Origin of the sequence: Cellulomonas citrea, from assembly GCF_009829685.1 — a bacterium.
GTDB lineage: Bacteria > Actinomycetota > Actinomycetes > Actinomycetales > Cellulomonadaceae > Cellulomonas > Cellulomonas citrea.
This window is the reverse complement of the sequence record NZ_VWSD01000055.1, coordinates 1-18,557: the sequence shown is the minus strand read 5'-3', so window position 1 is coordinate 18,557 and position 18,557 is coordinate 1. Positions and strand designations below refer to the sequence as shown.

Below are 18,557 nucleotides of genomic sequence, written 5' to 3'. Positions count from 1 at the left end.
GCCGTGGCCGCGCTTCCGACGCGTTGGTCGGTGCCGGGCGCCAGGGCCGCCGGCCGGGACCGTGGGTCAGGCGCGCGCGTCGGTCCCGCGGCGCCAGCGGATGCCGGCCTCGATGAACCCGTCGATGTCGCCGTCGAACACCGCGGAGGTGTTGCCGACCTCGTACTCGGTGCGCAGGTCCTTGACCATCTGGTACGGGTGCAGCACGTAGGAGCGCATCTGGTCGCCCCAGCTCGCCTTGATGTCGCCGGCGAGCTCCTTCTTCTTCGCGTCCTCCTCCATCTGGCGCACCAGCAGCAGGCGGGACTGCAGCACGCGCAGCGCGGCGGCGCGGTTCTGGATCTGGGACTTCTCGTCCTGCATCGACACCACGATGCCGGTGGGCAGGTGGGTGAGGCGGACGGCGGAGTCGGTGGTGTTGACCGACTGGCCACCGGGGCCCGACGAGCGGAACACGTCGACCTTGATCTCGTTCTCGGGGATCTCGATGTGGTCGGTGGACTCGATGAGCGGGATCACCTCGACGGCGGCGAAGCTGGTCTGGCGCCGGCCCTGGTTGTCGAACGGCGAGATGCGCACGAGCCGGTGGGTGCCGGCCTCGACGGACAGGTTGCCGTAGGCGTAGGGCACCTTGACCTCGAAGGTCGCAGACTTCAGCCCGGCCTCCTCGGCGTAGGAGGTGTCGAGCACCTTGGTCGGGTAGTTGTGCCGTTCGGCCCAGCGCAGGTACATCCGCAGCAGCATCTCGGCGAAGTCGGCGGCGTCCACCCCGCCGGCGCCGGAGCGGATGGTGACGACGGCCTCGCGGGCGTCGTACTCACCGGCGAGCAGGGTGCGCACCTCGAGGGCGTCGATGTCCTTGCGGATGGCGATGAGCTCGGCCTCGGTCTCGGCGGCGGCGTCCTCGTCGTCCTCCTCGAGCGCGAGCTCGACGAGGGTCTCCAGGTCGTCGATGCGCGAGGCCAGGGCGTTGACCCGGTCGAGCTCGGCCTGGGTGGCCGACAGCGAGCTGGTGACCTGCTGGGCGCGCTCGGGGTCGTCCCACAGGTTGGGGACGGAGGCCGCCTCGGACAGCTCGGCGATCTTGGCCTGCAGCCTCGTGGGGTCGCTCACGGCCTCGATGGAGGTGAGCGTGCTGCGCAGCGCCTTGATCTCGGCGGAAAAGTCGGTGGTGGCCACGGCCGTCCAGGGTACCGGTCACCAGGCGCGGGCCGACGAGGTCGCCTCGACCCGCACGTCCGGGACCCATGAGGCGAGCCACGGCCCGAGCAGCGTGGGGTGCGCGACCGCGGTGAGCACGACGTGCACCGAGCCGCCGTCGGTGGACGCCTCGACGACGTCGAGCTGGTCCAGGCCGGGTTCGGCGTGCTCCGCGAGGTACCTCTCGACCCCGGCGCTCACGCCCGCATCGGTGAGCGGCACCACCGGCCGGCCTGGTGCGTCGGCGCCGGGGCGGAAGTACGACGGGTCGTCGATCCCGTCGGCGGCGTCGAGGGCGGCCAGGTCGGCGAGCGCCGCCAGCCGGGTGCGCTGCAGGTGCACCGAGGTGGCGGCGGCCAGCACGAGCGTGAGGGCGAGTGCGAGCACCACCACCCCGATCGTCAGGATCGTCACCTGCCCGTCGTCGCGGGCCCGCACGCTCACCCGCGGGCCGCCCGATACTCGTCGACGGCCGCCGTCCGGCTGGCCGTCACCGGGACCTGCAGCGGAACCCGGTCCCGGACGAACGCAGGCACGAACGGGAGCGGCACGTCGACGCGGACCTCGGCGGTCACCTCACCGTGCGGGCTCAGGCACGGGTCGGTCGTGCAGGTGAGCCGCAACGCCTGCGCCGGGTCGTCGTCGAAACCCTGGTCGCCCAGCGCCAGACCGGTGGCCACGAGGGCCCGGTCGGGCGCCACGGCCGCCGTGGTCGAGGTGACGTAGACCCGGGCCGACTCGCGCGCGGCCGCATCGGTGGCGAGCACGGCGGCCTGCAGCCGCCCGAGGGTCAGCACGAGGTAGGCCACCGGCACGAGCAGCACGAGCGCCAGCCCGAGGAACTCGACGAGCGCGTTGCCGTCATCGAGCGGCGCACCCTCGGCACGGCTCCGCAGCAGCCGCGAGCGCAGCGCCCCCTGGAGTCGTCCGAGGCGTCCGCTCACGGCGCCTCCACCAACGCGTGGCCCCGCACGGTGAGCGCGGACGGGCCGAGCAGCCCGAGCACCGGCAACGGTGCGGTCACCTCGACCTCCACCTCGTCGACCCCGGCGACGACGACACGCCGGGCCACCACGTCCCGGGAGTACGCCGACGAGAGCGTCGCGTCGACCAGCTCGACCGTGCGGGCCGCACCGTCCTGCGGCTCGTGACCGGCCTGGGCGGCGTACCGCGCCCCCTGCCCGGCGCAGTCGATGAGCATCGAGCGCACGTGCTGCGCCAGGGCGAGCTGCACGACGGCGGCGAACAGCAGCACGACGAGCCCACCCACGAGCACGAAGTCGACGACCGCCGAACCCGCGTCGGTCAGGGGCCGGTCACCGACGACACCGCCCGCGTGAACAGGTCGCCGAGCAACGGCCCGGCGAGTGCCCACAGCAGCGTCACCAGCCCGGCGGTCATCAAGGTGATGAGGACCCAGCCGGGCACGTCCCCGCGGTCCTCCTGGACGGCGCGAGCCGCACCGATCCACCAGCTCCGAAACCGGGTCATCCTCGAACCTCCTGGTTGCTCCCCCGCCCCCTGCGGACCGGGACATCGATGCGGGCCTCACGGCCCGACCTGCAGCACGACCAGGCTGGGGAAGACGGCGAACACGACGGTCACCGGGAGGATCAGGAACACGACCGGCACCATCATCGCCACCTCCTTCCTGCCCCCGGCCTCCATGAGCGCCCGCCGACCTGCCTCGCGCACGTCCTGCGCCTGGGCCCGCATGACATCGGCCAGCGGAGTTCCGCGCGTCACGGCGACCGCGATCCCCTCGGCGAACCGCGCGAGCGCCGGCAGGCCGGTCCGGGTGGCCAGATGGTCGAGCGCCCCGGTGAGCGGCTCACCGGCGCGCGCCTCCGCGAGCGTCCTGGCGAGCTCCGCGCCGAGTTCACCCCCGCTGGTCGCCGCGACCCGTTCGAGCGCACCCAGGGCGCCCTCCCCAGCGGCGACCGCGAGTGCCAGCAGCTCGGCGACGGCGGGCAGCTCGGCGAGCATCGTGGTCTCCCGCCGCTTCACCTGGTGGCCGAGCCACCAGTCCGGCACCAGCACACCGGTCACGGCGCACGCGCCGACGAGCACGAGCAGGACCGCCAACGAGCTCCCCCGCCACGCGAGCAGTGCGAGCGCCGCGGCCAGACCGACCGCCAACCCGGCAGCCAGCCCGACGACCTGGGTGACCCGGAACTGCTCGACGCCGTCGTGCCGACCGGCCCGCACCAGGCGGGCGCGGACCTGCTCGGTCGGTGACGAGAGCCGGGTGACGAGCCGCAGCGCATCGGCCATGAAGGGCGCGGCCAGCCGTTCGACAGCGGCCAACGGCCGGACCGTCGGCGGCGTCACGAGCAGCGCGGACGAGCGGCGCGCGGCCCGCAGGTACGGGGCGAGACGTTGGTCGAGGGTCGCGTGCCGGGCCCGCAGCCGCACCACGACGAGCCATACCCCGGTTCCGAGGGCCAGCCCGATGAGACCGCCGACCACTGCCGGGCTCATCGCAGCACCCGGGGATCCTCGGGCAGCCGCGCCACCCGCTGCATCAGCCAGTACGCGAGCACCGAGCTCCCGGCACCCACGAGCAGCACCGCCGTCCCGGTCGCCGTCCCGTAGGCCTGCGCCGCCTCGGGTCGCCCGACCAGGAGGGCGAGCACCAGCCACGGCGCCGCCACTGCCAGTCGCGCTCCGTTGACGGTCCAGCTCTGCCGGGCTTCGAGCTCACCGCGCACGCGCAGGTCGTCCCGAAGGAAGGACGACAGCGTGCGCAGCAGGCGGCCCAGGTCGGTGCCGCCGACGTCGCGCGTCATCCGCAGCGCCTCGACGATCCGGTCGGCCACCGGGTCCGCCAGCCGGTCCTTGAGCAGGTCGAGGCAGTCGCCGAACCGACCGCTGGCGCGGTAGTCCTCGGCGAACGCCCCGAAGGGTCCCCGCAGCTCGACCGGCCCCCGCTCGGCCAGCTGGGCCACCGCCTCCGGCAGCGACATCCCGGCCCTGATCGCCGAGGAGAGCTGGTCCACGACGTCGGGCCAGAGCAGTCGCCGGGCAGCGACCGCGCGTCGGGCCCGAGCCCGCACGGCCAGCCACGGCAGGAACCCCGCGAACACCGCTGCGCACCCGGCCAGCCCGACGGGCACCAGGGCGAGCAGCAGCAGCCCGGTGACGAGCCCGGTCCCGAGGCAGGTGACCAGGAGGCCCGCGGGGCCCACCCCGCGCACCCCGGCCTGGGCCAGCACGTCACCGGTCGCGAGCCGCCAGCGCGAGGGTGCGCGCGACGGACGTTCCTGCGCCGGCCAGAACGACCACCACACACAAGCCAGCCCGGCACCGAGCAGCAGGCCCAGCGAGACGCCCATCAGCCCACCGACCGGAGCAGGGCGGCGACGTCGACGCCGGCGCGGGCGAACCGGTCGAGGTGCGGCGGGAAGCCCTCGGCGCGCACCAGCTGCTGGCCCACCGTGACGAACAGCGGCGCCGTCTCGACGACCCCCTCCTCGGCGCGGCCCGGGACGGCGAGCACCTCGGCGATCCGACGCCGTCCGTCCGGTCCGGACTCGACGTGCACGACGAGGTCCACCGCCGAGGCCACGGTGGGGACCACGAACCGGTCGGACACGTTCTCGCCGGCCAGCAGCGGCAGCGTGCACAGCTTGACGAGGGCCTCCCGGGCGCTGTTGGCGTGGATGGTCGCCATCGCCGGGATCCCGGCGTTGAGGGCGATGAGCAGGTCGAGGGCCTCTGCCTCGCGGACCTCGCCGACGAGCAGCCGGTCCGGGCGCATCCGCAGCGCTTCCTTGACCAGCCGACGCAGCGGGATCTCGCCGGCTCCTTCGAGGTTGGGCTGACGGCACTGCAGGCCGACCCAGTCCCGTGCGGCGGGCCGCAGCTCGAAGACCTCCTCGCAACTGATGACGCGCTCACGCGCCGGCACAGCACCGCACAGGGCGTTGAGCGTCGTGGTCTTGCCCGCCTGGGTCGCCCCGGACACCAGCACGTTGAGCCCGACCCGTACGGCCGCCACGAGGAAGGCCGCCGCGTGCGGGGTGAGCGAGCCGAGGCGGACCAGGTCGTCGAGGGAGGTGGCCCGCACCACGTACTTGCGGATGTTGACCGCCCAGTGCCGTCTGGTGACGTCCGGGATGGCCACGTGCAGCCGTTCGCCGCCCGGCAACGAGGCGTCGACGAACGGGGTCGACAGGTCCAGCCGCCGCCCGGACAGCTTGAGCATCCGTTCGACCAGGTCACGCACCTGCTGCTCGGACAGCAGCGTCGTGGTGAGCTCGGGCTGGCCGTTGCGGGCGACGAACACCTGGGTCGGGGAGTTGATCCAGATCTCCTCGACGCCCGGGTCGTCGAGGTACGGCTGCAACGGGCCGAACCCGGCAACGGCGTCGAGCACGCTGCGCTGCACGGCGGCCGGGTCCACGAGCGGCGGCACGGAACCGAGCAGCGAGCGCTCGTCGTAGTCGCTGAGCACGTCCTCGACCAGGGCGAGCACCCCGGCCCGGTCGCGCAGCGGGTCCACCCCGCGCCTGCGGATGAGCTCCCGGACCTCTCGTTCGACCAGTGCGCCCTCGTCCACCCGGTTCCCCCGCCCCCAGCCCTGCGCGCGGCGGCCGACCCCCTGGCCACCGGCTGGCCGCGACCCTAGGGGGCGCTGCGGGACGACGTGCGGGCTTTCCACAGGCTCACCCGTTCGAGTGATCGGCGTGGCGGCCCTGGGTCCTGCCCCTGCCCTGCCGCGTCTGCCCTAACGTCAACCCATGACTTCACCGACCGGGCTCCAGCACGTCCTCACCCACGGCGACCAGCGCGCCGTCGTCACCCAGGTGGGCGCGAGCTTGCGCAGCTACACCGTCGCCGGCACACCCGTCGTGCTCGGCTACGGCGAGGACGAGCTGTTCCCCGCCTACGACGGCGCCGTCCTGGCCCCCTGGCCCAACCGCCTCACGGACGGCCAGTTCGAGGTCGACGGTGTCGAGTACCAGGTGCCGATCAACGAGGTGGACCGGCGCACCGCGCTGCACGGCCTCGTGTCCTACGCCCGGTTCGACGCGACGGCTTCGACTCCGTCGTCGGTCACCTTGGCGCACACCCTGGTGCCGACGCCGGGCTACCCCTGGGCCGTGCGGGTGCAGGTCACCTACTCCCTGGACGAGGCGGGCCTGCGGGTGCACACGCTCGCCAGCCACGACGGCCCGGGCGCGGCCCCGTTCGGCATCGGCTTCCACCCGTGGCTCGAGCCCGGACCCGGCGGCGTCGACGCGTGCACGCTCACCGTCGAGGCAGACCAGCACGTGCTCGTCGACGACCGGCTGCTGCCGGTGGGCACCGAGCCCACCGACCCGGCCCTCGTCGGGGCGGGAGTGCCGCTGGCCGGGGTGGCCCTCGACGACGCCTGGGACGCCGCCCGGCACGACGCCGAGGGCTGGACCACCGCCAGGCTGGTGCGCTCGGACGGGCGCACCACGGTGCTGCGCGGCGACCGCGCGGTCACGGCGTGGCAGGTGTGCACCGGGGACGGCATCCCGCGGATCGCCCGGGCGGCCGTCGCGGTGGAGCCGATGAGCTGTGTCGCCGACGCGTTCCGGACGGGCACGGACCTCGTGCACCTGACGGCGGGCGCGCCGCACGAGCTGGTGTGGACGCTGCAGCTGGTCTGAGCGGTCCGGCCGGGCGGCTCCGCGCCGCTCGGCCACCGGCCCTCAGGTGACGTGGGCCGGCGAGGGGGACGGCTCAGCCGTCGGCGGTCGACCCGGTGTAGGAGTTGTCCGCCGCGACCTCCGAGGTGAACTCCCAGTGCCAGCGCTCGTACGGGCCGGAGCCGCCGGGCCGGGCCCAGTCGGGGTTCGCGATGCCGTAGGTCGGGCCGTTGGCGTTGAGCCAGGTCCAGCGGGCGCCGGAGGTCTCGGAGGTGCAGAAGTCGACGGCGAGGCCCAGCCCGTGGTTGCTCTTGCCCGGGGTCGCGGCCAGACCACCCTTCTGCGCCTTGACCGCGCGCTGCTGGGCGAGGGTCCGGTACCCGGAGGACAGGCAGAGGTCGGCGCCGAACTGGGCGACGAACGCCTGGTTGAGCTGAGCGAGCGCGACGGCGTAGTCGGAGCGGGCCTGCGTGTGACCGTCCCACAGCGTGCACAGGTCGGAGGCGGGCAGCTGGCCGTTCTCCTCACGTCCCGTGGGGGTCAGCCCGGAGCAGCCCGGCAGCAGCGTGTCGCGGTCGAGGCTGCGCGATGCGGTGTCGGGGTTGCGGAGCACCACCGGGCCGGCAGCCGTGAGCGAGGCGGGCACCTGCCCCGAGGACGGCAGCGACACGAGGGCCGAGACGGTGGACGGCAGGGTCCCCGAGCTCGCGAGCTGGGTGAGGACACCGCCGTTGGCGAGCGCCTGCTGGCTCACGGGGACCACGACGGTGGCGGCGACCAGGGCCGACAGCACCCCGACGCGACCGACCGCGCGGACCCGCTTCTGGTGCGCCCCGAACGGGGCGGTCGTCGCGGCGGACGTGGAGTCCTGCCGTGCCTGGCGGCGCGTCACAGGCGCCGCAGCAGCACGGTGCGATCCCACGACGCTCCTTCCGACGACCTGTCCTGACCGCGCGTTGGACGCGCCTTCCCGCCTCAGATACACCCGCGGGGTAACGAAAGAGTAACGGCCCTCGGTCGGTGAACTCTACGCCCCGGCGCGCCGGGCTTCCCCTGAGCACTGTGTCTCTCGCCACACCCACACCATGGCCGGGTCATGTCCTGGGCAGCCTCGCGCCATGCGCCCGTGGGTCCGAGGCGGCCCCGTCGCACGCCGACGCGCCGCAGGACGAGCCGCCCACCGGGATCGCCCACGCACCTCGTGCGAGGCTGGCCCCATGGCTCACACGTCACCCACGACCGTCCTCGTGGTCGAGGACGAACCCGCGATCGCGCAGGCGATCGTGCACCGGCTCTCCGCAGAGGGCTGGCACGTCGAGGCCGCGCCCGACGGCCCGTCCGGGGTCGCGGCCGCCGCCCGGCTCGAGCCCGACGTCATCGTGCTCGACGTCATGCTGCCGGGCATCGACGGGCTCGAGGTCTGCCGGATCATCCAGGCCGAACGGCCGGTCCCGGTGCTCATGCTCACCGCACGCGACGACGAGACCGACATGCTCATCGGGCTCGGCGTCGGCGCCGACGACTACATGACCAAGCCGTTCTCGATGCGCGAGCTCGTCGCCCGCACCAAGGCGCTGCTGCGCCGCACCGAACGTGCCGCCAAGGCCGCCGAGCTGGCTGCCGCAGCCGCCCCCGAACCCGCTCTCACGGTGGGCGACGTGGTGATCGACCGCTCCCAGCGCCGCGTGCACCGCAACGGCGCCGAGGTGCACCTGACGCCGACGGAGTTCGACCTCCTCACCGCGCTCGCAGCCGTGCCGAGGACCGTGCTCACCCGCGAGCGCCTGCTCGAGCAGGTCTGGGACTGGGTCGACGCGAGCGGCACGCGGACCGTGGACTCGCACGTGAAGGCGCTGCGGCGCAAGCTCGGTCCGGACCTGATCCGCACCGTGCACGGCGTCGGCTACGCCTTCGAGCCGGCCGACCCGCCCACGTCATGACGTCACCGGCCGGCGCGCAGGCCCGGCACGTGCGGTCGGGGCTGCGACCGCCGCACCTGCCCGACGTGCGTCCGCTGGACGGGCTGCGGACCATCAAGATCAAGCTCGGTGTGCTGGTCGCCGCGACCGTGACGCTGGCCGCCGCGATCACCTGGTTCGGGCTGTCCCGGCACCTGGGGCCGACCCGCACGCTGCCGCTGGCGATCCTCGTCTCGCTCGTGCTCACCCAGCTGCTCGCCCGTGGCATGACGTCGCCGCTGCGCGAGATGACAGCGGCCGCCCAGGCGATGGCCTCGGGCGACTACACCCGCCGCGTGCACGCCAGCAGCCGGGACGAGGTCGGCCAGCTGGCCATCGCGTTCAACTCGATGGCGGCCGACCTGCAGGAGCAGGACCGGCTGCGCCGTGAGCTCATCGCGAACGTCTCGCACGAGCTGCGCACGCCCGTGGCGGCCCTGCAGGCCCAGCTGGAGAACATGGTCGACGGCGTCACGGAGCCGAGCACGCAGGCGCTCACCGTCGCCCTCACCCAGACCGAGCGCCTCACCGGTCTGGTGGCCTCCCTGCTCGACCTGTCCCGACTCGAGGCCGGCGCCTCGGCGCTCAACCTGGTCGACGTCCCGCTCGCCGAGCTGCTGGGCGACGCCGCCGCCCAGGCCCGGCTGGTCTCCGGGGACAAGGAGATCGAGATCGTCGTCGACGTCCAGCCCCCGGACCTCACGGTCCCCGCCGACGTCGACCGGCTGCACCAGGTCCTGACGAACCTCCTCGCGAACGCCTCCCGGCACTCCCCGCGGGGCGGCGAGATCCGGCTGGTCGCCGCCCGTGTCGGGTCGCAGGTCCGGATCGACGTGGTGGACCAGGGCCCCGGCATCGCCCCCGACCAGCGGGCGCTGGTGTTCGAGCGGTTCGTGCGCGGCAACTCACCCGCGGTGACCGGCCAGATCTCGACGGGCGGCACGGGTCTCGGCCTGGCGATCGTGCGCTGGGCCGTCACCCTGCACGGGGGCCGGATCGAGGTCGCCGACACCACGGAGGGCTGCACGATGCGGGTGACCCTGCCGGCCCGGCGCCCCGCACCCGAGGACGACCCGACCAACGCTTGAGCAGGTGCCGAACCCCCGGTTGCCGCCCCTTGACCTGCGACTCTGCAGGTGTGGCGGATTCGGGTGAGGATCGTGCGAATGGGCCGTCCACCACGGACCCAGGTCCCGTCATGGCCGTAGGGTTGCCCCGTAGCGACAGTGGTGGACGAGGCGGTCCCGGGACCGCACGGGAAGTGGGCGAACCGGCGTGACGTCGAAGGCTGGGTCCGAGCTCCGCGGCACCGATTTCGGTGCGAACGAGTGGTTGGTCGACGAGCTCTACGAGCAGTACCTCACCGACCGGTCCTCGGTGGACCCGGCGTGGTGGGACTTCTTCGAGGACTACCACCGCACGAAGCTGGCCGAGACCCCGGCCGAGGTCGCCGCGGCACCGCCCGCAGCCACGGCCTCGCCCGCAGCGACCGCCGTCGCCGCACCGACGGCCCCCGCAGCCCAGAACGGCCACGGTGTCCCCGCGCTGCCCGACGCCGACCTCGTCGTCACCGCCCAGCCTGCCACGGCCCCCTACGCCCAGGCGGCCCGCGCAGCGGCCGAGCACATCGCGCCCGACTCCGCCGCCGACGACGTGCAGCGGCTGCGCGGCCCGGCGGCCCGGGTGGTCACCAACATGGAGGCCTCGCTGCAGGTGCCGACGGCCACCTCGGTGCGCGCCGTCCCGGCCAAGCTGCTGGTCGACAACCGGATCGTCATCAACAACCACCTCACGCGCACCCGCGGCGGCAAGATCTCCTTCACCCACCTCATCGGGTTCGCCGTGGTCGAGGCGCTCGCCGAGATGCCGTCGATGAACTCCACCTACGTCGAGCAGGACGGCAAGCCGGCGGTGCTCGCACCGGCCCACGTCAACCTCGGCATCGCGATCGACCTGGCCAAGCCGGACGGCACCCGCCAGCTGCTCGTGCCGTCCATCAAGAAGGCCGACACCCTCACGTTCGCCCAGTTCTGGGCCGCGTACGAGGACGTCATCCGGCGGGCCCGGGCCGGCAAGCTCGAGGTCTCCGACTTCGCCGGGACGACGATCTCGCTCACCAACCCCGGCACCATCGGCACCACGCACTCGGTGCCGCGGCTGATGCCCGGCCAGGGCACCATCGTCGGCGTCGGCGCGATGGAGTACCCGGCGCAGTACGCCGGGACCAGCGAGGACCGCCTCAACGACATGGGCGTCTCCAAGGTGCTCACGCTCACCTCGACCTACGACCACCGGATCATCCAGGGCGCCCAGTCCGGTGACTTCCTGAGGATCGTCGGGGCCAAGCTGCTCGGCGCCGACGACTTCTACGACCGGGTGTTCGCCGCGCTGCGCGTCCCCTACGAGCCGGTCCGGTGGGTGCGCGACGCCCCGGCCGACCCCGACGCCGAGGCGATCAAGCCGGCCCGGCTGTTCGAGCTCATCCACTCCTACCGCTCGCGCGGGCACCTCATGGCGGACACCGACCCGCTCGCCTACCGCCAGCGCCGCCACCCCGACCTCGACGTGCAGAACCACGGCCTCACGCTGTGGGACCTGGACCGCACCTTCCCGACCGGCGGTTTCACCGGCAAGCCGCGTGCGACCCTGCGCGAGGTGCTCGGCCTGCTCCGGGACTCCTACTGCCGCACCGTCGGCGTGGAGTACATGCACATGCAGGACCCGCGCCAGCGCCGCTGGATGCAGGAGCGGCTCGAGTCCGGGTGGGCCCGCACGCCGCGCGAGGACCAGCTGCGCATCCTGCGCCGGCTCAACGCGGCCGAGGCGTTCGAGACGTTCCTGCAGACCAAGTACGTCGGGCAGAAGCGGTTCAGCCTCGAGGGCGGCGAGTCGCTCATCCCGCTGCTGGACGCGATCTTGTCCCGGGCGGCCGACGGCGGCCTGGACGAGGTGGCCATCGGGATGGCGCACCGCGGCCGGCTCAACGTGCTGGCCAACATCGCCGGCAAGTCCTACGCGCAGATCTTCTCCGAGTTCGAGGGCAACCAGGACCCGCGCTCCGTGCAGGGCTCGGGTGACGTGAAGTACCACCTGGGCACCGAGGGCGTGTTCACCGCCGAGTCCGGCGCCACCACGCAGGTCTACCTGGCGGCGAACCCGTCCCACCTCGAGGCCGTCGACCCGGTGCTCGAAGGGGTCGTCCGGGCCAAGCAGGACCGGATCGACCTGGGGGGCGACGGCTTCTCGGTGCTCCCGATCCTCATCCACGGCGACGCGGCCTTCGCCGGTCAGGGCGTGGTCTACGAGACGCTCAACCTGGCCCAGCTGCGCGGCTACCGCACCGGCGGCACGATCCACGTGATCGTCAACAACCAGGTCGGCTTCACCACCGGCACGTCCTCGTCGCGGTCCTCGCAGTACGCGACGGACGTGGCCAAGGGCCTGCAGATCCCGATCTTCCACGTGAACGGCGACGACCCCGAGGCCGTCGTGCGGGTGGCCGAGCTGGCGTTCGAGTACCGCGAGACGTTCGACCGCGACGTCATCGTCGACATGGTCTGCTACCGCCGCCGCGGCCACAACGAGGGCGACGACCCGTCGATGACGCAGCCGCTCATGTACAACCTCATCGAGGCCAAGCGATCGGTGCGCAAGCTGTACACCGAGTCGTTGGTCTCCCGCGGCGACATCACCGTCGAGGAGGCCGAGCACGCGCTGCGCGACTTCCAGTCCCAGCTCGAGCGGGTGTTCACCGAGACCCGTGAGCTCGGCTTCACGCCGCCGCCGCAGGTGCCCGAGACGGTGGCCGGTCTGGAGCGACCGGAGGCCCAGTACGAGGACGCCGGCGTCATGGTCGGCTGGCGCACGGCCGTCGACCCGAGCGTGCTCACCCGGATCGGGCAGGCGCACGTCAACCCGCCGGCCGGTTTCACGGTGCACCCCAAGCTGGCCGCGCTGCTGGCCAAGCGCGAGCAGATGAGCCGCGAGGGGCACATCGACTGGGCGTTCGGCGAGCTGCTCGCGTTCGGCTCGCTGCTGCTCGAGGGGACCCCGGTGCGACTGGCCGGGCAGGACTCGCGGCGCGGCACGTTCGTCTCCCGGCACGCGGTGTTCCACGACCGGGAGACCGGTGCCGAGTGGACCCCGCTGCTGTACCTGGCGGCCAACCAGGGCAAGTTCTGGGTGTACGACTCCTCGCTGTCGGAGTACGCGGCGCTCGGCTTCGAGTACGGCTACTCGGTGGAGCGGCCCGACGCCCTCGTGCTCTGGGAGGCCCAGTTCGGCGACTTCGTCGACGGCGCCCAGACCATCACCGACGAGTTCATCTCGGCGGCGGAGCAGAAGTGGCAGCAGCACTCCTCGCTCGTCATGCTGCTGCCGCACGGCTACGAGGGCCAGGGCCCGGACCACTCGTCGGCCCGGATCGAGCGGTTCCTGCAGCTCGCGGCCGAGGACAACCTGACGATCGCGCACCCGACGAACCCGGCGTCGTACTTCCACCTGCTGCGTGAGCAGGCATACCGGCGCCCGCGTCGCCCGCTCATCGTCTTCACCCCCAAGTCGATGCTGCGCCACAAGGCCGCGGTCTCGGCGGTCGACGACTTCACGTCGGGCACCTTCCGGCCCGTGATCGGCGACGAGTCGGTGGACCCGGCGAAGGTGACCCGGGTGCTCATGTGCGCCGGCAAGGTCTACTGGGACCTCGTGGCGCGGCGCGACTCGCTCGGCGACCAGAGCACGGCGATCCTGCGGCTCGAGCAGCTCTACCCGCTCGACCAGGCGGCGCTGCGCGAGGCGCTGGCACCCTTCGCCGGCACCGAGCTGCGCTGGGTGCAGGACGAGCCGCGCAACCAGGGCGCGTGGACCCACCTGTCCATGCACCTGCCGCAGCTCATCGACCACACGCTCACGGTCTCCTCGCGCCCGGAGTCGGCCTCGCCGGCCGCCGGGACAGCCAAGAAGCACCACGCCGAGCAGGAGGCGTTGCTCGCGGACGCATTCGCGCGATGATCAGGGGGTGAATCCCACCCCGCTGCGCATCGTCGTGCTCGGAGACGAGCTGGTCGGCGGGGTCGGCGACCCCAAGGCTCTCGGCTGGGTGGGCCGCGTCGTGGCCCGCACGATCGCGCCGCTGCCCCCCACGCTCATGACGCTCGCCGTCCCCGGTGAGACGAGCACCGAGCTCGGCGGGCGGTGGGACGGCGAGGCCTCCCGGCGGTTCGCCCCCGAGGCGGACAACCGGCTGGTCCTCGGAGTCGGGCGCGCGGACATCGGCGCCGGGCTGTCGCTCGCCCGCTCGCGCCTCAATCTCGCGAACGTGCTCGACGTGGCCGAGCAGCGCAACATCCCGGCGTTCGTCGTCGGCCCCCCGCCGGGGCGCCCCGAGGACGACGAACGGCTCGCCGAGCTGTCGGTCGCGCTCGGCGACGTCGCGAGCCGACGCCGGGTGCCCTACGTCGACACGTTCGCGCCGCTCGTGGGGCACGACCAGTGGCGGGCCGACATGGCCGCCGGGGACGGCTGGCTGCCTGGTCAGGCCGGCTACGGGCTGATGGCCTGGCTCGTGCTGCACACCGGGTGGCACGCCTGGCTCGGGCTGCCCTCGGACGCCGACTGACCCCGTCGCCGCGGCCGCCCCGAGTCCTGCGCCTCAGTGCAGGGTCTGGCGGACGGCCGTGAGCGCGGAGTCGAGCACGGTGCGGACGGTGTCGAGCGCCAGCTGCGGGACAGCCCCGTCGGCGTCGGCGCGGCGCAGGTCGGCGCGGATCTCGTCGGTGAACCGGCGCACCAGGGCCTCGGCCTCCACCCGGCGCACGTGCGAGGCGAGGCGCTCGTCGTCCTGCACCTGGGAGCGGCCCGGGCGGGCCGAGGCCCGCGCCTGCTGGGCGGCAGCGGCCAGGTCGGCGCGCAGCCCGCGCATCGACTCGCGCACGTCGTCACGCACCTGCTCGGCGCGGCCGCGGACGGTCTCGGCCAGGTCGGCCTCCAGGTCGGCCAGGTCGCCACGGCGGGCGTCCAGCTCGGCACGACCGGCCGCGGTGAGGCTGTAGGTGGTCTTGCGCCCGTCCTGCGACCGCACCACCAGCCCTTCCTCCTCCAGCCGGCCCAGGCGCGGGTAGATGGTGCCCGCACTGGGCCGGTAGGTGCCGCCGAACCGGTCGGACAACGCCTGGATCACCTCGTAGCCGTGCCGCGGTCCGGCCTCGAGCAGCGCGAGCAGGTACAGCCGCAGCTGCCCGTGGGCGAACACCGGTGTCATGCGCCTGCCCCGCGCAGCACGGTGACGTCCCCGGAGACCGTGGTCGCGGTGAGGTCGCAGCCGCCGTCGCCGGTGGTCTGGTCGACGGTGCGCGAGCCCGGCCCGCTCCCCTTGTGCTCGACCTGGTCGACGACGAGGCGCCCGGAGACCGACTGCGCGGTCACCCGCAGCCCGGCCTCCTGGGGCAGCCGCACGGTGACGTCGCCGGAGACGGTCGTGGCCGACAGCGAGGAGGTGGTCGAGGCGACGTCGAGGGTGAGCGCGCCCGAGACCGTGTTCGCGTGCACGGAGCTGAGCTCGCCCGAGGCCGCCAGGTCACCCGAGACGGAGTTGAGCGTGAGCGGGCCGCGGTGCCCGCGCACGACGACCTCACCGGACACGGTGCGGGCGACGAGCTGGCCGCGGGTGTCGTCGACGAGCAGCGCACCGGAGACGGTGCCCACCGAGGAGTCCTCCGCGACCCCGGCCAGCAGACCCTCGGCGCTCACGGTGCCGATCCGCACGGCGGCGGTGCGCGGGACCGCGATGTGCACGTCGGCACGGTCGTCCGAGCGGAACGTGCGCAGCCGGTCGAGGAACGACTCCCAGGCGCTGAGGGTGTCCTGGTAGCCGATGCGCAGCTCACCGTCGCGCAACGTCACCTCGAGCGGACGGCCGTGCACGTCGTGCACCTCGAGCCGCGCACCGGGCGCGTCGTGCGCGACGACGTCGACCCGCCCGCCGATCACCTGCACGCGCAGCGCGCGCACGGCCTCGACCTCGATCACCTGCGGGCCGGCGACGACCCAGGACTCGGTGGCCATGACTGCTCCTCGTATCGAGATATATCGCGTTGAGAGACACGATATATCTCGATACGCGACACCGCCAGTGCGCTAGACGAGGACACCCGCCGAGCGCAGCTCGACGGTGAGGTCGTGCGGGTTGGAGGAGGCCGTCATGGCCTCCTCGTAGGTGATGGTCCCGTCCCTCACCAGCGTGAACAGGTGCTGGTCGAACGTCTGCATCTTGTAGAAGCTGCCGTCCTTGATGAGATCGATGAGCGGCGGCGCGTCCATCGGGTCGAGGATCGCCTCGGCCGTGCGCCCCGTGTTCACCAGGACCTCCACCGCCGGGCACCGGCCCGCCCCGTCCGCCCGTCGCACCAGACGCTGGGAGACGATCCCGCGCAACGCCTGGGCGAGCTGGATGCGGATCTGCTTCTGCTCGTGCGGCGGGAAGAAGTCGACCACGCGGTTCACTGTCTCGGCCGCGTCGATCGTGTGCAGCGTCGAGAGCACGAGGTGCCCCGTCTCGGCCGCCGACAGCGCCGCCCGCACGGTCTCCAGGTCACGCATCTCCCCGACCATGATGACGTCCGGGTCCTGCCGCATCGCCGCGCGCAGCGCCACCCCGAAGTCGGCCGTGTCCTGCCGCACCTCACGCTGGGAGATGATCGCCTTCTTGTCCGAGTGCAGCACCTCGATCGGGTCCTCGATCGTCACGATGTTCACCTCGCGGACCGTGTTGACCAGGTCGACCATCGAGGCCATCGTCGTCGTCTTGCCCGACCCGGTCGGACCGGTCACCAGCACCAGACCACGCGGTTCGAGCGCCAGCTCGCTCACCACCTCCGGCAGCCCCAGCTCGGCCAGCGACCGGGCGCCCACCGACACCAGGCGGAACACCAGCCCGAAGGAACCGCGCGCCTGGAAGGCGTTGACCCGGAACCGGCCCACCCCCGGCAACGAGTAGGCGAAGTCGGCCTCACGGCTGCGCCGGAACGCCTCGATCAGCTCGTTCGGGACGACCTCTTCGAGCATCCGCTCGGTGTCGACCGGACGCAGCTCGGGCGCCTGCAGCCGGCGCAGCCGCCCGTCGACGCGCACCCGGGGCACCGAGCCGACCTTGCAGTGCAGGTCCGAGCCACCCGAGCTCACGAGGGCATGCAGCAGCGGGACGACGGACTGCGAGGCGGCAGCGTTCACGCCCTGCTCATCGACCGGACCTCGGACTCACTTGAGCCGTCCACCCCTGGATGCAGCAGGGGCCCGGCTCGCGGTGCGAGCGGGCCCCTGCGTGGCGCGTCTCAGGCGTTGGGACGCTTGCCGTGGTTCGCGGCGTTGCCCTTGCGGGAACGGCGCTTGCGGCCTCGCTGGCTCATGGGTGTCTCCTCGGATCGGGCAGTGCTGGACGCGCCGGACACCTGGGCCCGGCACGGACCGCCGACCATCGTCCCACACGCACCCGCCCCCGACCGACGCCGGGCGCCCGGTCAGTCCGTGGGCAGCGACGTGCGCAGCACCGTGATCTGCTGCTGGATGCGCAGCACGAGCGTCTGCGGGGCCTCCTGGGAGCAGCACCGGCGCAGCACCTGCTTGATCATCGCCTCCACGTCGTGCTCGGCGTGGCAGCCCTCGCAGCTGGCCAGGTGGGCGCGCACCTGCTCGGCCTCGGCCGTGCCGAGCTCGGCGTCCAGGTACTCCCACAGGTGGGCCAGGGCCTCGTCGCACTCGCGACCGCAGGCGTCATCGACGTCCGACATCACTTCGCCTCCGGACGGCTCGCCACCAGGCCACGCTCGGCGGCGTAGTCACGCAGCAGCTCACGCAGCTGGGCCCGCCCCCGGTGCAACCTCGACATCACGGTCCCGATCGGGGTGCCCATGATCTCCGCGATCTCCTTGTACGCGAACCCCTCGACATCGGCCAGGTACACGGCCATCCGGAAGTCCTCCGGGATCGAGGCGAGCGCCTGCTTGACGTCCGAGTCCGGCAGCCGGTCGAGCGCCTCGGCCTCGGCCGACCGCAGACCGGTCGACGTGTGCGACTCGGCCCGCGCGAGCTGCCAGTCCTCCACGTCCTCGGCCGCCGACTGCAACGGCTCGCGCTGCTTCTTGCGGTAGGAGTTGATGTACGTGTTCGTCAGGATCCGGTACAGCCAGGCCTTGAGGTTGGTCCCCGGGCGGTACTGGTGGAAGGCCGCGAAGGCCTTCGCGAACGTCTCCTGGACCAGGTCCTCGGCGTCGCTGGGGTTGCGCGTCATCCGCAGGGCAGCGCCGTACAGCTGGTCCACGTAGACCAGCGCCTCGGTCTCGAACCGCTCCGCGCGTGTGCGGCCGTCCTCGTCAGGCGCGCGGTGGGTGTCCTCAGTCATTGGCCACGAGCCTAGTGGGCCCCCGGCCACGGCAGCGATCGGAGGCGCCTCAGCGACTGCACAGGTCATGTGCGCAGCAACGTCGCGACGCCCGCGCCGCATTCCCGCGCCCGGAGCACTACCGTGGAGAACGCACCCCGTGAGGAGGAACCCGTGCTGCTGCGTCGCATCGCCCGTCCCCTGTTCGCCAGCTGGTTCGTCGCCGAAGGCCTGGACGCCGCGCTGCACCCCGCACCGCACGCCCAGGTCGCCCGCGAAGGGCTCGCCGCGCTGCTGTCCCGGCTGCCCGACCACACGCAGGTGCCCCCCGCGCTCACCGGGCTCAGCGACACCCAGCTCACGCTCGCCGTCCGCGCCCACGGCGTCGCGACGGCCGCCGCCGGG

General features: G+C 73.1%; 20 protein-coding genes and 1 pseudogene. 6 read left to right on the top strand and 15 right to left on the bottom strand.

Going from position 1 to position 18,557, the window contains the following annotated elements:
- Positions 1-66: 66 nt before the first annotated feature.
- The 8 genes from prfB to F2B26_RS08180 are packed head-to-tail and all read right to left on the bottom strand — an operon-like array spanning position 67 to position 5,761.
- Entirely contained in the window at positions 67-1,179 is a 1,113-nt protein-coding gene (prfB, locus tag F2B26_RS08210; RefSeq protein ID WP_159808236.1) for a peptide chain release factor 2, read from the bottom strand.
- 18 nt (positions 1,180-1,197) lie between these two features.
- Positions 1,198-1,614, bottom strand: coding sequence for a pilus assembly protein TadG-related protein (locus F2B26_RS08205; RefSeq protein ID WP_235929565.1), 417 nt, complete (start codon positions 1,612-1,614; stop codon positions 1,198-1,200).
- Positions 1,615-1,640: 26 nt separating this feature from the next.
- Positions 1,641-2,144 (bottom strand): pilus assembly protein, encoded by a 504-nt coding sequence (locus F2B26_RS08200; protein ID WP_235929564.1) that lies wholly within the window; start codon positions 2,142-2,144, stop codon positions 1,641-1,643.
- Positions 2,141-2,470: a pilus assembly protein gene (locus tag F2B26_RS17415; protein WP_438939181.1), complete on the bottom strand. Its 330-nt coding sequence runs from the start codon at positions 2,468-2,470 to the stop codon at positions 2,141-2,143. The genes F2B26_RS08200 and F2B26_RS17415 overlap by 4 nt, the downstream gene beginning before the upstream one ends.
- A gap of 35 nt (positions 2,471-2,505) precedes the next feature.
- On the bottom strand, positions 2,506-2,691 hold the full coding sequence (locus F2B26_RS17410) for a hypothetical protein (RefSeq protein WP_235929562.1): 186 nt from the start codon (positions 2,689-2,691) through the stop codon (positions 2,506-2,508).
- A 57-nt stretch (positions 2,692-2,748) separates the two neighbouring features.
- On the bottom strand, positions 2,749-3,681 hold the full coding sequence (locus F2B26_RS08190; protein WP_159808232.1) for a type II secretion system F family protein: 933 nt from the start codon (positions 3,679-3,681) through the stop codon (positions 2,749-2,751).
- Positions 3,678-4,535: a type II secretion system F family protein gene (locus F2B26_RS08185; RefSeq protein WP_159808230.1), complete on the bottom strand. Its 858-nt coding sequence runs from the start codon at positions 4,533-4,535 to the stop codon at positions 3,678-3,680. The genes F2B26_RS08190 and F2B26_RS08185 overlap by 4 nt, the downstream gene beginning before the upstream one ends.
- Positions 4,535-5,761 carry a TadA family conjugal transfer-associated ATPase gene (locus F2B26_RS08180; protein WP_159808228.1) on the bottom strand — a complete coding sequence of 409 codons (1,227 nt, stop codon included), beginning with the start codon at positions 5,759-5,761 and terminating at the stop codon, positions 4,535-4,537. Before F2B26_RS08180 ends, F2B26_RS08185 begins: the two co-directional genes overlap by 1 nt.
- 181 nt (positions 5,762-5,942) lie before the next feature.
- Here F2B26_RS08180 and F2B26_RS08175 point away from each other — a divergent pair, with 181 nt between their 5' ends.
- Positions 5,943-6,842 (top strand): aldose 1-epimerase family protein, encoded by a 900-nt coding sequence (locus F2B26_RS08175; RefSeq protein ID WP_159808226.1) that lies wholly within the window; start codon positions 5,943-5,945, stop codon positions 6,840-6,842.
- 73 nt (positions 6,843-6,915) lie between these two features.
- Here F2B26_RS08175 and F2B26_RS08170 read toward each other — a convergent pair whose 3' ends face one another.
- Positions 6,916-7,743 (bottom strand): M15 family metallopeptidase, encoded by an 828-nt coding sequence (locus F2B26_RS08170; protein WP_159808224.1) that lies wholly within the window; start codon positions 7,741-7,743, stop codon positions 6,916-6,918.
- A gap of 295 nt (positions 7,744-8,038) precedes the next feature.
- On the opposite strand from F2B26_RS08170, the gene F2B26_RS08165 reads away from it, so the two are divergent.
- From F2B26_RS08165 to F2B26_RS08150, 4 genes are all read left to right on the top strand, one after another.
- Positions 8,039-8,761, top strand: coding sequence for a response regulator transcription factor (locus F2B26_RS08165; RefSeq protein WP_159808222.1), 723 nt, complete (start codon positions 8,039-8,041; stop codon positions 8,759-8,761).
- Positions 8,758-9,867, top strand: a complete 1,110-nt coding sequence (locus F2B26_RS08160) for a sensor histidine kinase (protein ID WP_159808220.1) — start codon at positions 8,758-8,760, stop codon at positions 9,865-9,867. Before F2B26_RS08165 ends, F2B26_RS08160 begins: the two co-directional genes overlap by 4 nt.
- A 187-nt stretch (positions 9,868-10,054) precedes the next feature.
- A complete protein-coding gene (locus F2B26_RS08155) occupies positions 10,055-13,789 on the top strand; it encodes a multifunctional oxoglutarate decarboxylase/oxoglutarate dehydrogenase thiamine pyrophosphate-binding subunit/dihydrolipoyllysine-residue succinyltransferase subunit (protein WP_159808218.1) in 3,735 nt (1,244 codons plus the stop codon).
- A gap of 7 nt (positions 13,790-13,796) precedes the next feature.
- On the top strand, positions 13,797-14,396 hold the full coding sequence (locus tag F2B26_RS08150) for a GDSL-type esterase/lipase family protein (protein WP_159808216.1): 600 nt from the start codon (positions 13,797-13,799) through the stop codon (positions 14,394-14,396).
- 33 nt (positions 14,397-14,429) lie between these two features.
- Here the strand turns inward: F2B26_RS08150 and F2B26_RS08145 are convergent, their stop codons facing one another.
- The 6 genes from F2B26_RS08145 to F2B26_RS08125 form a co-directional block, all read right to left on the bottom strand.
- A complete protein-coding gene (locus tag F2B26_RS08145; protein ID WP_159808214.1) occupies positions 14,430-15,038 on the bottom strand; it encodes a PadR family transcriptional regulator in 609 nt (202 codons plus the stop codon).
- Positions 15,035-15,841 (bottom strand): DUF4097 family beta strand repeat-containing protein, encoded by an 807-nt coding sequence (locus tag F2B26_RS08140; RefSeq protein WP_159808212.1) that lies wholly within the window; start codon positions 15,839-15,841, stop codon positions 15,035-15,037. The genes F2B26_RS08145 and F2B26_RS08140 overlap by 4 nt, the downstream gene beginning before the upstream one ends.
- A 72-nt stretch (positions 15,842-15,913) precedes the next feature.
- Positions 15,914-17,005 carry a type IV pilus twitching motility protein PilT gene (locus F2B26_RS08135; RefSeq protein ID WP_159808210.1) on the bottom strand — a complete coding sequence of 364 codons (1,092 nt, stop codon included), beginning with the start codon at positions 17,003-17,005 and terminating at the stop codon, positions 15,914-15,916.
- Positions 17,006-17,106: 101 nt separating this feature from the next.
- A complete protein-coding gene (locus tag F2B26_RS17765; protein ID WP_438939182.1) occupies positions 17,107-17,181 on the bottom strand; it encodes a 50S ribosomal protein bL37 in 75 nt (24 codons plus the stop codon).
- Between the two features lie 111 nt (positions 17,182-17,292).
- Entirely contained in the window at positions 17,293-17,562 is a 270-nt protein-coding gene (rsrA, locus tag F2B26_RS08130; RefSeq protein WP_159808208.1) for a mycothiol system anti-sigma-R factor, read from the bottom strand.
- Positions 17,562-18,242, bottom strand: a complete 681-nt coding sequence (locus F2B26_RS08125) for a sigma-70 family RNA polymerase sigma factor (protein ID WP_159808206.1) — start codon at positions 18,240-18,242, stop codon at positions 17,562-17,564. Before F2B26_RS08125 ends, rsrA begins: the two co-directional genes overlap by 1 nt.
- 54 nt (positions 18,243-18,296) lie before the next feature.
- Between F2B26_RS08125 and F2B26_RS17205 the strand changes: the two are divergent.
- Positions 18,297-18,557, top strand: a pseudogene (locus tag F2B26_RS17205) (hypothetical protein); the annotation flags it as partial.

Bases quoted from the DNA above. Each gene is read 5' to 3' on its own strand.
- F2B26_RS17410 (WP_235929562.1), bottom strand. From the start codon at position 2,691: ATGACCCGGTTTCGGAGCTGGTGGATCGGTGCGGCTCGCGCCGTCCAG.
- F2B26_RS08190 (WP_159808232.1), bottom strand. From the start codon at position 3,681: ATGAGCCCGGCAGTGGTCGGCGGTCTCATCGGGCTGGCCCTCGGAACC.
- F2B26_RS08185 (WP_159808230.1), bottom strand. From the start codon at position 4,535: ATGGGCGTCTCGCTGGGCCTGCTGCTCGGTGCCGGGCTGGCTTGTGTG.
- F2B26_RS08175 (WP_159808226.1), top strand. From the start codon at position 5,943: ATGACTTCACCGACCGGGCTCCAGCACGTCCTCACCCACGGCGACCAG.
- F2B26_RS08165 (WP_159808222.1), top strand. From the start codon at position 8,039: ATGGCTCACACGTCACCCACGACCGTCCTCGTGGTCGAGGACGAACCC.
- F2B26_RS08160 (WP_159808220.1), top strand. From the start codon at position 8,758: ATGACGTCACCGGCCGGCGCGCAGGCCCGGCACGTGCGGTCGGGGCTG.
- F2B26_RS08145 (WP_159808214.1), bottom strand. From the start codon at position 15,038: ATGACACCGGTGTTCGCCCACGGGCAGCTGCGGCTGTACCTGCTCGCG.
- F2B26_RS08140 (WP_159808212.1), bottom strand. From the start codon at position 15,841: ATGGCCACCGAGTCCTGGGTCGTCGCCGGCCCGCAGGTGATCGAGGTC.
- rsrA (WP_159808208.1), bottom strand. From the start codon at position 17,562: ATGTCGGACGTCGATGACGCCTGCGGTCGCGAGTGCGACGAGGCCCTG.
- F2B26_RS08125 (WP_159808206.1), bottom strand. From the start codon at position 18,242: ATGACCTGTGCAGTCGCTGAGGCGCCTCCGATCGCTGCCGTGGCCGGG.